Annotated in this window: 12 protein-coding genes; 8 read left to right on the top strand and 4 right to left on the bottom strand. The window is 58.7% G+C overall.

Translation table 11 applies throughout. The features are described 5' to 3' along the window. Positions 1-28 precede the first annotated feature (28 nt). Genes BLP65_RS14205 through BLP65_RS14220 form a run of 4 tightly spaced genes read left to right on the top strand, consistent with a single transcriptional unit; the run spans position 29 to position 4,489 of the window. Positions 29-550, top strand: coding sequence for a hypothetical protein (locus tag BLP65_RS14205; protein ID WP_092998536.1), 522 nt, complete (start codon positions 29-31; stop codon positions 548-550). 41 nt (positions 551-591) lie between these two features. Further along, complete coding sequence (locus BLP65_RS14210; protein WP_092998538.1) at positions 592-2,589, top strand: SLC13 family permease; 1,998 nt, start codon at positions 592-594, stop codon at positions 2,587-2,589. Between the two features lie 14 nt (positions 2,590-2,603). Beyond that, entirely contained in the window at positions 2,604-4,010 is a 1,407-nt protein-coding gene (gene nhaD, locus BLP65_RS14215; RefSeq protein ID WP_092998540.1) for a sodium:proton antiporter NhaD, read from the top strand. Then, positions 4,010-4,489, top strand: a complete 480-nt coding sequence (locus BLP65_RS14220) for a universal stress protein (protein WP_092998542.1) — start codon at positions 4,010-4,012, stop codon at positions 4,487-4,489. The genes nhaD and BLP65_RS14220 overlap by 1 nt, the downstream gene beginning before the upstream one ends. Positions 4,490-4,575: 86 nt before the next feature. On the opposite strand, the gene BLP65_RS14225 is transcribed toward BLP65_RS14220, so the two are convergent. Further along, the gene (locus BLP65_RS14225) at positions 4,576-4,956 is read right to left on the bottom strand and encodes an FHA domain-containing protein (RefSeq protein ID WP_092998544.1); all 381 of its coding nucleotides are present in this window, start codon (positions 4,954-4,956) and stop codon (positions 4,576-4,578) included. Between the two features lie 227 nt (positions 4,957-5,183). On the opposite strand from BLP65_RS14225, the gene BLP65_RS14230 reads away from it, so the two are divergent. Then, entirely contained in the window at positions 5,184-5,999 is an 816-nt protein-coding gene (locus BLP65_RS14230) for a hypothetical protein (protein WP_139181520.1), read from the top strand. 124 nt (positions 6,000-6,123) lie between these two features. Here BLP65_RS14230 and BLP65_RS14235 read toward each other — a convergent pair whose 3' ends face one another. Together BLP65_RS14235 and BLP65_RS14240 are read right to left on the bottom strand one after the other, a co-directional pair. Then, a complete protein-coding gene (locus tag BLP65_RS14235; RefSeq protein WP_092998548.1) occupies positions 6,124-7,158 on the bottom strand; it encodes a M48 family metallopeptidase in 1,035 nt (344 codons plus the stop codon). Beyond that, positions 7,155-8,447 carry a YjgN family protein gene (locus BLP65_RS14240; RefSeq protein ID WP_092998550.1) on the bottom strand — a complete coding sequence of 431 codons (1,293 nt, stop codon included), beginning with the start codon at positions 8,445-8,447 and terminating at the stop codon, positions 7,155-7,157. The genes BLP65_RS14235 and BLP65_RS14240 overlap by 4 nt, the downstream gene beginning before the upstream one ends. A gap of 563 nt (positions 8,448-9,010) precedes the next feature. Between BLP65_RS14240 and BLP65_RS14250 the strand changes: the two genes are divergently transcribed. Both BLP65_RS14250 and BLP65_RS14255 read left to right on the top strand, forming a co-directional pair. Next, complete coding sequence (locus BLP65_RS14250) at positions 9,011-9,403, top strand: DUF6858 family protein (protein ID WP_092998554.1); 393 nt, start codon at positions 9,011-9,013, stop codon at positions 9,401-9,403. A 330-nt stretch (positions 9,404-9,733) separates the two neighbouring features. After that, complete coding sequence (locus BLP65_RS14255; RefSeq protein ID WP_139181521.1) at positions 9,734-10,429, top strand: AsmA family protein; 696 nt, start codon at positions 9,734-9,736, stop codon at positions 10,427-10,429. Between the two features lie 19 nt (positions 10,430-10,448). Here BLP65_RS14255 and BLP65_RS14260 read toward each other — a convergent pair whose 3' ends face one another. After that, positions 10,449-11,402, bottom strand: a complete 954-nt coding sequence (locus BLP65_RS14260; RefSeq protein WP_092998558.1) for a phospholipase A — start codon at positions 11,400-11,402, stop codon at positions 10,449-10,451. A 377-nt stretch (positions 11,403-11,779) separates the two neighbouring features. On the opposite strand from BLP65_RS14260, the gene BLP65_RS14265 reads away from it, so the two are divergent. Next, positions 11,780-12,391 carry a DUF4202 domain-containing protein gene (locus BLP65_RS14265; protein WP_092998560.1) on the top strand — a complete coding sequence of 204 codons (612 nt, stop codon included), beginning with the start codon at positions 11,780-11,782 and terminating at the stop codon, positions 12,389-12,391. Positions 12,392-12,415: the final 24 nt, after the last annotated feature.

Genomic DNA, 12,415 nt, shown 5'->3' on the forward strand with positions numbered 1-12,415 from the left:
CAGGGCTCACTCCACGACTTTCAGCACTATGAAACGGATTACGGAAGACCTTCGGCGCGCATTGGCGGCCATGGCCTGCTCCGAGGCGGGGGAATTTCTCTCGCCTCTACAGAAGGCAAGCGTGCTCGATTCGCGAAAGCGATCACCGGCCGCTGTCGCCGTTAACCGGTCGCACCTGCGCGGGCGTCGGCTCGCCCTGGCTACGGGCGGGACCGGATCCCCCCGCGCCTTTGACTACGCACTGCAATGCTGCCGCCAGCTGGAGGCGGCACTCGACGTCATCTCCCTCAATGAATGCATCTATGAGATGGACCCGAGCCGCAGCGCAGAGTTGCAGGCGCATGGAATTCAATGGCGCAGCCTGGCACTCGACGGAGAACCGCTCAACGCCCTCGCGGGATATCTGCGCAACAACGTCCAGCCCCTTTTTCTGGTTGCCGATGAAACCGGATTTCCGGCAACGGAGCTATTGACCGGAAGGGTGAAAAAGGCCCTGTGGCCGTCTCACATACCGTTGGTCGTGATCGCCGCCGGGACACCGAATCCGTAATCACCAGGGCCAACAGCACTAGAGAGGAGAACAGCACTACCATGTCGACCATTCCATCCCATGCAGATTCCGCCGAGCAGGAAAAAACCGTCGGGCCGGAGTCTCGGATATCGAAGAAAAAAGTAGTTGCGGCAGCGGTCTTCGCCGCCGTCGCGCTCGGCCTCGGCAGCATCGTCCCCAGCGTGGAGATTGCCTGGGTCACGGCCATTCTGCTGCTCACCATCTATCTGTTTGCCTTCGAGGTGGTGGAGGTAGACGTGGCCGCCATCACGATCATGGTCTTGCTTGGCGTAACCTCGCTGCTGGCACCGCTGATGGGCATCGAACAGGGGCTGGTGTCGACGCAGCAGCTTTTTGACGGCTTCTCGAGCAACGCGGTGATATCCATCATCGCCGTGATGATTATTGGCGCCGGACTGGACAAGACGGGGCTGATGACCCGCGTGGCCGGCGTGATTCTCAAGGTCGGCGGCTCCACCGAGACCCGCATCATTCCCATCATCTCGGGAACCGCCGGCATCATCTCGAGCTTCATGCAGAACGTGGGGGCTGCCGCCCTGTTTCTGCCGGTGGTCAGCCGCATCTCGGCGCGGACCGGACTGCCCATGTCCCGCCTGCTGATGCCCATGGGCTTTTGCGCCATTCTCGGCGGCACAGTGACGATGGTCGGCTCCAGCCCACTGATCCTGCTGAACGACCTGATCCTGACCTCCAACCAGGCGCTCCCGGCCGCAGAACAGATGGGGACCTTCGGCCTGTTTGACGTCACCCCGATCGGGCTCGTCCTGATGGCCGCAGGTATCGTGTACTTCATTATTGCCGGTCGTTTCGTGCTGCCCGTCAACAAGTCCGAGGGGATCAGTGCCACCAGCACCATGGACTTCTTCCGCCAGACCTACGGCATCGATTATGAACTTTGGGAAGTGGTGGTGCCGCAAGGTAGCCCGCTAGTGGGCAAACTGCTCGATGATATCGAGCACCGATTTCGCATTCGCGTCATCGCTGCGCAGCACGACAACGATGTCCGGATCGGCCCCGGCGGACTGGCTCGCGACGTAGGCATCGAGGCGGGCAGTGTACTGGGCGTACTGGCCTCCCCCGACCATCTGCATGGATTTACCTCGCATTTCCAGCTGGAGGAACGCGACGATCTGGAGACCTTTACCGACTCCCTGGCCTCGAACACGGCCGGCATCGCCGAGTTGGTCATCCCGCCGGGTTCCAATCTGGTGGGCAAGAGCGCCCGTGACGTGTGGATGCGCAAGACCTACGGCCTCTCCATGGTGGCGTTGAACCGGGGCGGCGAGACCCTACGGGAAGGGGACGGCATCCGTGACAAGCCGCTGCAGCCGGGCGACACCCTGGTGGTGCACACCCCCTGGGACGCCCTGGCCCGTCTGGAGAAGGACCACAATTTCGTCGTAGTCACCTCCGAATACCCGCGCGAAGAGATGCGCCCGCAAAAGGTGGGTTTCGCCGTTCTCTTCTTCTTGGTCGCCCTTGCGCTGGTGCTGTTCTCGGACCTGCGCCTGTCGGTCGCGCTGCTGACCGGCGCGCTCGGCATGATCCTCTCCGGCGTGCTCAACATCGACGAGGCCTACGAGGCGGTGAGTTGGAAGACCGTGTTTCTGCTGGCCAGCCTCATACCACTCGGACTCGCCGTGGAGACCTCGGGCACGGCAAAGTGGATTGCCGAGCAGACCCTGGTGCTGATAGGCGATGCCCCCATCTGGGTTATCCAGGCTGCCATCGCCGTGCTCGCCACCTTCTTCACCCTGGTGATGTCCAACGTTGGCGCCACGGTTCTGCTGGTCCCGCTGGCGGTGAACATAGCGCTTGGCGTCGGCGCCAATCCCGCTGTGTTTGCCCTTACTGTGGCCATTGCCACCTCGAACTCCTTCCTGATCCCGACCCACCAGGTCAACGCCCTGATCATGGGACCGGGGGGCTACCGCGTGCCTGATTACATTCGGGCAGGCGGCGTCATGACCGTACTGTTCCTGGTCGTAATGCTGCTAATGATGAACCTGATTTTCTGAGAGAAATGCGCAACATGAAAGCGATTTTGAGATTGGCCGGGGGCGTCCTTCTCCCGGCCCTGCTGGCCCCCGGGCTGGCGTTTGCTGAAAACGGTGCCGACCGACTGGACCTTACCCAGCACTGGGTGGGCTTCGTCGCTCTCGGGATATTCGCCGTCGCCTATCTCTTCGTGATGGCCGAGGAGTTTACCCACCTCCGCAAATCCAAACCCGTTATCCTGGCGGCGGGCCTCATCTGGGGCCTGATCGCTGCGGTTTACGTTGCAAAGGGTGGCGTGAGCCAGGATGTGGAACAGGCGGTCCGCCACAACCTGCTGGAGTATGCGGAACTGATGCTGTTCCTGCTGGTGGCGATGACCTACATCAATGCCATGGACGAGCGACTGGTATTTGACTCCCTGCGCTCCTGGTTGATCCGGAAGGGTTTCAGCTTCCGTCAGCTATTCTGGCTCACCGGTATTCTCTCCTTTTTCATCTCGCCGGTGGCGGATAACCTGACTACGGCGCTGCTGATGTGCGCGGTGGTCCTGGCCGTCGGCGGCGACAACGGCCGTTTCGTCTCCATCGCCTGCGTCAACATTGTGGTTGCGGCAAACGCCGGCGGTGCCTTCAGTCCGTTCGGCGACATCACTACCCTGATGGTCTGGCAGAAAGGAATCGTGGAGTTCTGGTCGTTTTTCGGACTATTCATTCCGGCAGCGGTGAACTTTCTGGTTCCGGCGGCACTGATGCACTTCGCCGTTCCTGACGAACAGCCCAGCGTTTCGGACGAGCGGGTCGACACCAAGCGCGGAGCCAAGCGGATCGTCGTCCTGTTCCTGCTCACCATCACCACCGCAGTCGGTTTCCACAACTTCCTGCACCTGCCGCCGGTGGTGGGCATGCTGACCGGCCTCGCCTACCTCCAGCTGTTCGGCTTCTTCCTGAAAAAAACCGCACACCTGGATGCCGAGCATGAAGGACAAATCGGCGACGTAGTGCCGTTCGATGTCTTCAGCAAGGTGGCCCGGGCCGAGTGGGACACCCTGTTCTTCTTCTATGGGGTAGTGCTGTGCGTGGGTGGACTCGGCTTCATCGGCTATCTCGCCCTGACTTCCGAGGTAATGTACCTGCAGTGGGGTGCAACATCGGCCAACGTCGCGGTCGGCGTGCTATCCGCCATCGTCGACAACATCCCGGTGATGTTCGCCGTGCTGAGCATGGAGCCCGACATGTCCTTGGGCCAGTGGCTGCTGGTGACCCTGACCGCCGGTGTTGGCGGCAGTCTGCTGTCCATCGGCTCGGCCGCCGGGGTGGCGCTGATGGGACAGGCGCGCGGCTACTACACCTTCTTCTCCCACCTCAAATGGATGCCGGCCATCGCTGCCGGTTATGGCGCCAGCATTCTGGTCCATTTCTGGATCAACGCGGGGCTGTTCTGATGAGCCGGCACCGTTTTCTGATTCAGGCCCGATCGATCCTGGCGCGCATGGGCAAAGGTCTCGAGCATGCCCATTACGGCGAACTCCGGCCGCACCACGAAAAGCTGGAACAGCTCTATGGCTATCGCGGCGAATTGCGGGTCGTGGTTGCTCTGGACGCATCGCCCCGACGCCAGGCATTCGACTACGCCGTCGAGCTGGCGCGGCGCGAAAGGATGCTGTTGGATGTGCTCCACGTCAGCCCTGCTGCGGGGCTTGAGCTGCCCCCGAAAGGATTGATCCCGGCCCTACTCGCGGCAAATATCGACTTCCGGTTGACGCGTCGGGAGGGGGAACTCGCTACCGTCCTGCTGGACTACTCCCGTTTCCGCCCGGACATCTTCTGTATCGTGTCCGCAACCCGCACCGAGTTTGTCGGCAGACTGCAGCAACAGGGAGTTCCACAAGTGGTCACCCTTAACGACCGACTCAAGGCTTGAGGTGCCGGCATTCGGCTAATGGAGTGGGAAAAGAAAAAGGCGGCGGGATTGGGTTTGACGAACCCATCCCTCCTCCCCTCCCGTGTTTATTTCTTTGGCGTGGTGTAGAAGATACCGGGCAGAATCCGCTTCATGATGACGGTTTCATTCAGCTCGCTCTGGGCATTCTTGAAAAACCTGAAGAAGGTTCGACCGATACGAATCGTGTCACCCTCCATCAGAAGGTGTGCACTGATGCGTTCACCGTTGACGAAGGTGCCGTTGGTGCTGGAGCAATCCCTCAGAACGTACTCCGTACTCCCGCTCTGTTGACCGGTAACCTTTTCCACAATGGCGTGCTCACGACTTGCCAGGTCATCATCGACACTCAGCTCATTCATATCCCCCCGACCGATGCAAAACGGCATCGACTCCATGGGGATCTTCACACTCGGGCTGTTGTTCTTGTAGTGGACCAAAATGGCCATTTTGTGATCTCCGTAGCCTTTTCAGGCTAACTCGAAACATGTGCCAAACTCCCGGTTAAATTTTTCAAAGCGATAACTGTGTCACAAAATCCGGGTCGGCAAAAAAGTCGCTGAAAGGCCGGTAAAAGGCACACGCAAAATCTCAAGACTTTCTCCCTAACATTGTGTAAGGTTTTTGTCGCGACGGATGTCGCACTTTCGCCAGTCCTGCCCTACAAGGAGATACGATGAAAATATCAAGGATTAGCAGCCTTTTTCTGGCTGCTGTTTTAGCGGTAACGTTGAGTGCCTGTGCGCCAATGGCGATTACAGGCAGTGCCGATGTGGAAACGACGGCATTCGGGCCTAAAAAACGTTTTGCTGTTGTTTCGGTTTCATCGCTAAAAACTTTTAGCGGCGAAAAGGGCATTACCCAGCTATTCAAGAGCACCGATGAGATTCCCGGCGCCGACACCAAACCCCTGCTTGAAGCGGTGAAACCCAAGGTCATCGCTTCGCTGCATGCGGATCGGAATTTCGTTCTCGTTCCCGAAAAGAATGTCCTGCACAGTAAGGCTTATCAGCAAATCAAGGAAGATGAACGGAAACTAAAGATGCTGTTCATGAGCGATGAAATAAACGTCGCCGATAACTACAAATATCTTTCAGAACCGAAAAAATACGCGCAATTGGCCACCGCCCTGAATGTTGACGGTGTCATTGGCGTTTCCATGGGTTTCTCCATCAGTTCCGGCAAATCCGGCTTGAGCATCAACGGACTGAGCCTTGGTCGCAAAGCCTACAGTCCACAGGCTACCGTTACGGCGATTGCCTATGACAGACAAGGGAAGGTGATCTGGAAAGATTCGACACTGAAGCGGGCAGAACCCGGTGACAAAAAAGCCATTTTTCTCCTGGATTTCAGTGATGTGACCGATACCAATTTTACAAAGCTTCATCCCAAGGCGATTGAGATGGGTGGCAATGCGATCGAGATTCTCGTTTCCAGATTGGATGACACCCTTTCCGGTAAGGGGACGAGCAGCATACAAAGCATGAAGTGATTTCATAGGCAACAGCGGTGCCCCGGCCTGATATGGGATACCCAACAGGTCAGCGCTGATTCCGGAAAAGCTCGCTTCCAGGCGGGCTTTTCCTAACACAGACCGATCCTTTACCTGCCTCAATCTACTCACCGCCCCGGATCCGGGCGACCCGCTGGTCCGTCAGGGGATGAGTGGAGAGATAACCCTGCCACTCGGCGGCCTCGCAGGTACTGTTGGTCTCTGGACAAGTTTGCTGTTCCAGGCGGTTCAGGATGGCGGCGAAGTGCTCGCGGGAAACGTCCTCACGCTCGAGGGAGCGAATGGCGTAGGCATCGGCCTCACGTTCAAAGGTTCGGGAGTACCCGAGTTCGGTCAGCACCAACGGCAGGGAGCCGACCAGCGATGACACTGCCGAAAGATCGCCCAGAACTGACACTGCCACCAGAGTGAGTGCCGAGACCTGAAGCCCCCGCCGCAGACCATGCCTGCCCACCACGTGGCCCAGCTCATGGACGAAGATGCCCAGTAACTCTTCATCCGTTTCGGCCAACGCCACCAGCTGATCGGTGAAGACGATGGTGCCCGATGGTAGCGCAAGGGCATTGGGACCGATGGAGTGCCCCGCATCCCGGAACACGATACGCACGGGCGTATCGGGTGCGAGGCGGGAAGCGCTGGCCTGAAAGCGCGCCGTCAACCGCTCGCGGGTCTCCGTTTGCAGGCGACTGGGGCGAAAGAACTGTTCGTCCAGTACCGCCCAGACCCCCCGGTCAATCTCTTGGTTGATCGAGTACGGGAGCGCGAAGGCCACCCTCTCTGCCAACACGGGAATGCCATAGCGGACCACCCCGAATACCATGGCGGCCACCATCACCAGAGAGAGAGCAATGGTCCGCCAGTGGCTCTCGAGCCCATGGAGGATGGCCACGGCTGCATTCGGTAGCAATGCGTCGATGGCGGCGTTGTCGTCGGTTTCGAATTTGGCCCCGGAGGGAAAGGTGAGGAACCGGGTCGTATTGCCGAGTCGATCGGAGACCTGCACGCGGGCCGCGGGGAGCAGAGGCTCCCGTTGCTCCCCGGCGACCCGCACCGAAACGGCCCCGCCCGCGCCGTGCAGCTTTGCCGGCTCGCGCCGCGAGCTGCCGGCAGGGTAATACCAGCCGCTAACGGCCGTCACAGGCCAAGTTCGACGTCGAACAGGTCACCCACCTCCTGTCCGATGGCACTCACCTGTTCACTCTGCTGGTCCACGAAACCGTTCAGGTCGCCGGAGCTGACCAGCTGCATGTGTTCCGCAGCGTAGCGGGCGGTACGCACCCTGGCCCAGGGATAGAACAGCCCCAGGGTCAGGACCATACCGATCGTGTTGAGCGCCACCAGTTTCATGTACGACCCGAGCGCATAGCTGGCAGTAAAACCGTGATCGTCGATCCGCGTGTTGTTGTATTTCAGGTTGACGCTCTTGACCGTAAACCAGGCGAACAGCAGCAGGTATACGGGCAGCAACAGCAGGGTCGGGAGCATGGGCGTCACGGTGCCCAGCGGGACAGAGACGATCATCGCGGCCAAAAAAATCCCCACAAGGGTCAGAAACAGCCTGTAGTAGGGTCGCGGACCGAGCTCCAGCCGAAAGGCTGTCGCCCCGAAGCGGTGGTGGTCAACGATGAATCGCTGCTGTTTGTAGAATGCCAACGGCATCAGCAGACCAAAAGTGAGCATCCCCAGCATCGGCCAGCCCACGAAGGCAGCCAATGCCCCCCTCACGTTGCCATCGAAGCCGAACCGGACATTGCGCCACGCGCTGTTCCTTGCCCGAAATCGCAGCGACTGCACAACAATCCACGGCATCAATACAAATAGCAGCAAAGAACCAATCACCCCTACAACAGGAGCAATTTCGCCCCCCACCATGATTACCGCAAACAGCCCAAGGCCGATTAGCCTTCCCTTGAGGATCTGCAGCGGTTCGGCAAGATACTCGAAGCCGCTGCCGTGCAGGCGGGTATTGCCGTAGAAATAGCGCTGAGTCCGTACCTTCGCCCATGCGGAATAGATACCGAGGGTGATGATCGTCAGGGCGATGTTGACGATCCAGATACGGAAGAATTCGGTGCCCGTACCGGCAAAGCTGAAAGGTTCATTGCGTAATTCCCGGTCTGCGACGATATCGTTTTCCGGCAGAGCGGGTGCAGCCGGTATACCCGCGCCTGATGAAGCGGAAGGTACCGGCGCCGAACGCCGCACGCTGGTCTTGAGGCCCACACGCTCGAGCATCGCACGATACTCGTCTGCCTTGTCCGCGTTGAGGTTGCGACGAAGAACGACCTGGGGGTGGGAGAACAGCGCGTCCAGCTTGTCGCCCGTGAGGTTGAACACCGAAGCGATCCGCTCCTTCACACTATGCGACTCGAAGCCCTCGAGAATTTCACCGCTGAAGACAATTTCGTAATTCTTTGCGTCGGTCATAATTAGAAATCCCTTAGTTGCTGCAAGGCTCCCCTCGCAAGTTCCATCATTGACTTGCCTAACATTACGTGAGCGCTTACCGGGCTGCAAGCAGATCTGCCGTCACTTTGATGGCGGACGGTGGCATCGATGAAGACCGGTAGACCGCCCCTGTCATTCCCGATATTTGCAGCTGTTATACTGTCGCGGAATTCACGGAAAAATAGCGGCAGTCGCGGCCGGGAGAGCGCCGTCTGCGACATGACAATGCACTCCGGGCATCATCGGTCCGTTTCGGTTATCGAAGGACGCGACACCGTGTGCCACTGGGGGGACAACGCAGTGCCGGAAGTCGGGTGTGTGCAGACATCCTGACGGATTACTGCTACGTCAGACCATTTTTGCTACAGCCCTTGCGTACTACTCGCAAGAGTATCCAGACACGTTCGCAGTCTTCCCTGGCGGTACGCCTTCCGGAGCGATTGCCAGCGCCCGAACGCGGCCTCGCACTGGTTTGCGAGGCGCCCGGTCGGCCAGTGTTCGGAGCCGGATTTTCTTCATTCATTTCAGCGGAACAAATAGCTATGAAACAGAGCATGCTGCTTGATAAATACCCCATCCACAGCCTTGAGCTCGACAAGTCGGAGACGACGTGCGAAAACGTCGACGCCATCATCGCTTTTCTCAAGGAACGTGTAGAAGCGCATCCCATCTCGCAGTATATCGCGGTGTTCGATCACCACGCCCACACCAGCGCCCTGCCGGATGGGGAAATCGCCGCGGAAATCCGTGCCGCCAAAATCCTCGTATTCTGCTTCGGCCCCAATCTCCTGTCACCGGGCGTTACCGCCGTGCGCCCCCGCTCCATCGGAGTCACCGAACTTGCGGACAAGTTCGTCGTCAACTTCATGGAGGCACCGATGCCGGTGGCCAACGATGCGATGAAGGAGTGGGCCCAGGCACTACGAAACGCATGACGATCGGCTCACTGGAAGCCAAAAAAGAAAAGGTGAGCATATACCGCCGGGCGAGCGCGTCGCCCGGCGAGTAGTGCAAGCTCCCACTGCACTGAACGTATCTCCCAAGCCGGAAATCCGCCTCCCGGTCGATCTTGTCGTTCCCCACCTTCAGCATTCTGTAATCAACGGTACCGTCGGTCTGCGACGGAATCCACGAGATAGCTAAAGAGACAATCACTTCCTGTAGCGGCTTGTGTGGGCCGAATCACGTTTTCTCGATTTCCTGCGTCCGAACGACCCGGGCTCGGCTAACATTGAAATCGAATAAAACATCCCATAACCAAGCTCATGCAACGAACCGTAACGTGGTTGGCCTTGCCTTCGGTGCTGCTGGCTATCGCTCTCTATTTCCTTGCGCTGCCGGCAGCAAAGCTCTGGCTGACAAAGGCCGGCGAATATGCATTGGGTGTCGTCCTCGACATCGACCACATCGAGCTGGAATACCAGCCCTGGCCGCTGCTCACCTCGGCTCCCGCTGTGCTCCATCTCGTCGGCGTCGAGATGGCCAACCCACCCGGCTTCGAAGCCCCCGGATTCATGGCTATCCGCCGCATCGACGTGCGTTTCACCCCCGTCTTTGTGAGAGAAAACCCGATGGTGATTTCCGAGGTCAGGCTACATGGCTTGTCACTCAACGTGGAACGCCGGGAACTGGTCAGCAATGCCGGCATTATTCTCACCCGCCTGGCGGAGTTCGATACTCGGGAGAGCCTGTTCGACCTCGATAAGCAGTTCGTCATCGAAAGCGTTGTGCTACAGGACGGGGCGGCGCAGATCACCCACGCACCGACCCTTGGCCCCGGCGGCCAACTTGCCGTCAGTTTCGATGACCGACCCCATTACCGCATCGCCAAGGCCGACGGTGGTGTTGGGCTTACCACACTGCTGTACGAAGTCATCGACCGGGTGGTAAGCGATGCGCTTGTGCGAGTGGCGCGGGATGGAGAGGCCCGAAAAGAGCTGGAGGCGAGTCTTTTGGACTGACGGCGCAAGAAACGCCCGCTCAAAGCCAGTTGGTCAGCATCACACCGAGGCTGAACCGATTGGAGTAGTGATCATAGTCAATGAGGCTTTCACCGTAGCCGGTAAACAACTGTGCATAACCGCGCATCTGATCCCCAATTGGAAAGGTCCAATCCAGTTGCAGTGCACCCCGGTTGTTACTCGCCAAATTGTTCCGAACCATGAAGCCGTAGGTCTGGGTACCTTGGTAATAGAGTCCGCTGAACTCGAAGTTTCCCATGTATCGGTGGATATCGGGGTTGTCGTCGCCTGAGGGATCGTTTGGGTCCTCCTTTTCCGGTTCCGGTATGCGCCACCATGGCTTCAGGCTCAAATACCAATCGCCCGACTCCATCATGAAATCGGCGTAAACCCGGTTCCAACTGCGCGACTCCCGACCAGAACGGCCATTGGACTGATGGCTGACACCGAGCCGAAAAACTCGGCTGGTAATTCCCCCCAAGCTGACGCGATGCGGGTGGATGAGCATCAACTCAGGCTCGTAGTTGGTCTCCCGGAACGGAGACGAATAGTTGCTGTTGTAGGCCTGCCAATAGGCTACCTGGGTGTACCCGAAGGCGAATTGGGTGCCAGTGCCGAGCAGGTTGTTGGTAATCGGCACCTTGAGGCTCACCTGGAACTTCATCTCCACTTGGTCCAGTTCATCGCCTTCGGCGTTCACGGGCCGGTCCGAGCTGTAGGCCAGTGGAAGAAGGTAAGTCGGCTTGTAAGGGGTGATGGAAAACGGATTGTCGTTGAGCCGCGACTCCAACTCGAGCCGTCGCGTGATCGCAGACTCGTGCTCGGGTTCGCTATCCGGTTCGGCAACCGCCGCTGTCGGCAACAGCGTACCTGCTAACAGTAGCAGCACCGGCGCACGCACTCGCTTTCCGTCGATCAATCGCCTGACACCCACCAATGCATTACCCCCAAACCTCGGCATCCAGTAAATCACCTTTCCCCTCCTTTCCAGTAGGGAACCTCTGAAAATTCATTTTTCGCCACTCCCGCGAAAGCGGAAGCCCAGTAAAAATCAAACGGCTGGATTCCTGCTTTCGCGGGAATGACGAATTTATCGATGTGCCCAGTAGTGAGCGAAGATTTCCCATTCCGTGCCTCTAACCAGTGCACGGCCCGACATACCGGGAAGCTGCAGCAAACAGGCATCGTCCTAGCCATTTTTAGACGGTAGCAGCAAATTCGCGCGCTCTCACGACCTCATTTCGTCTTTAGACACGTTCTTGATTACCTCTGGGACACCGAGCTACAATCCGGGATCTGACCCCGAACCGCTCCCCGTTTTGTAACTATTTTTCCGATCGGAGATATCGTATGTCGTCACAGTCGCATCCCTTCGCCGAGGCCGTTGCCCTCATCGATGCCGCCAATGCCGAAGATCCCAACAAGGAAACCGTCGCCGGGGAGGAGTGGCCGAAGGAACTCCTTTACTCCCATCGCATGGCTGACATGCTCCAACGCTATACACCCGATGCCGACGAGGCGCAGCAGTTGGCCGTACGGGCGCAGCATGTCCAGCGCTGGAAAACACCGCGCAGTGCCTATCCGATGAATCGCCAGGGCTATCACCAGTGGCGGACGGGGTTGTACAAATTTCACGCAGATACCGCGGGCGAACTGCTGCGGCGGGCCGGTTACGGCGAGGATGTCATCGAGCGGGTGAAGCAGGCTGTCGGGAAGCGGGCACTCAAGCTCAATCCCGATACCCAATTGCTGGAGGACGTAGCCGGGCTGGTATTCATCGAGCACTACATGCTGGATTTCGCGGCCAAGCACCCCGAGTATGACGAGGCCAAATGGATCGACATCATCCAAAAAACCTGGAAGAAGATGTCGGACCGGGCGCATCAATTCGCCCTTTCGGGCGGCATCAAACTGCCCGAGCCCCTGGTTCCGCTAATCCAAAAGGCCGTGGATAACGCCTGATATTCGCCGCCAGCAGCATCCGAG

It is taken from the genome of Thiohalomonas denitrificans, assembly GCF_900102855.1.
Lineage (GTDB): Bacteria > Pseudomonadota > Gammaproteobacteria > Thiohalomonadales > Thiohalomonadaceae > Thiohalomonas > Thiohalomonas denitrificans.

Excerpts from the sequence above, each read along its gene's own strand:
- BLP65_RS14205 (WP_092998536.1), top strand. The coding sequence starts at position 29 with ATGAAACGGATTACGGAAGACCTTCGGCGCGCATTGGCGGCCATGGCC.
- BLP65_RS14265 (WP_092998560.1), top strand. The coding sequence starts at position 11,780 with ATGTCGTCACAGTCGCATCCCTTCGCCGAGGCCGTTGCCCTCATCGAT.
- BLP65_RS14225 (WP_092998544.1), bottom strand. The coding sequence starts at position 4,956 with ATGGCCATTTTGGTCCACTACAAGAACAACAGCCCGAGTGTGAAGATC.
- BLP65_RS14250 (WP_092998554.1), top strand. The coding sequence starts at position 9,011 with ATGAAACAGAGCATGCTGCTTGATAAATACCCCATCCACAGCCTTGAG.
- BLP65_RS14255 (WP_139181521.1), top strand. The coding sequence starts at position 9,734 with ATGCAACGAACCGTAACGTGGTTGGCCTTGCCTTCGGTGCTGCTGGCT.
- BLP65_RS14240 (WP_092998550.1), bottom strand. The coding sequence starts at position 8,447 with ATGACCGACGCAAAGAATTACGAAATTGTCTTCAGCGGTGAAATTCTC.
- BLP65_RS14230 (WP_139181520.1), top strand. The coding sequence starts at position 5,184 with ATGAAAATATCAAGGATTAGCAGCCTTTTTCTGGCTGCTGTTTTAGCG.
- BLP65_RS14220 (WP_092998542.1), top strand. The coding sequence starts at position 4,010 with ATGAGCCGGCACCGTTTTCTGATTCAGGCCCGATCGATCCTGGCGCGC.
- nhaD (WP_092998540.1), top strand. The coding sequence starts at position 2,604 with ATGAAAGCGATTTTGAGATTGGCCGGGGGCGTCCTTCTCCCGGCCCTG.
- BLP65_RS14210 (WP_092998538.1), top strand. The coding sequence starts at position 592 with ATGTCGACCATTCCATCCCATGCAGATTCCGCCGAGCAGGAAAAAACC.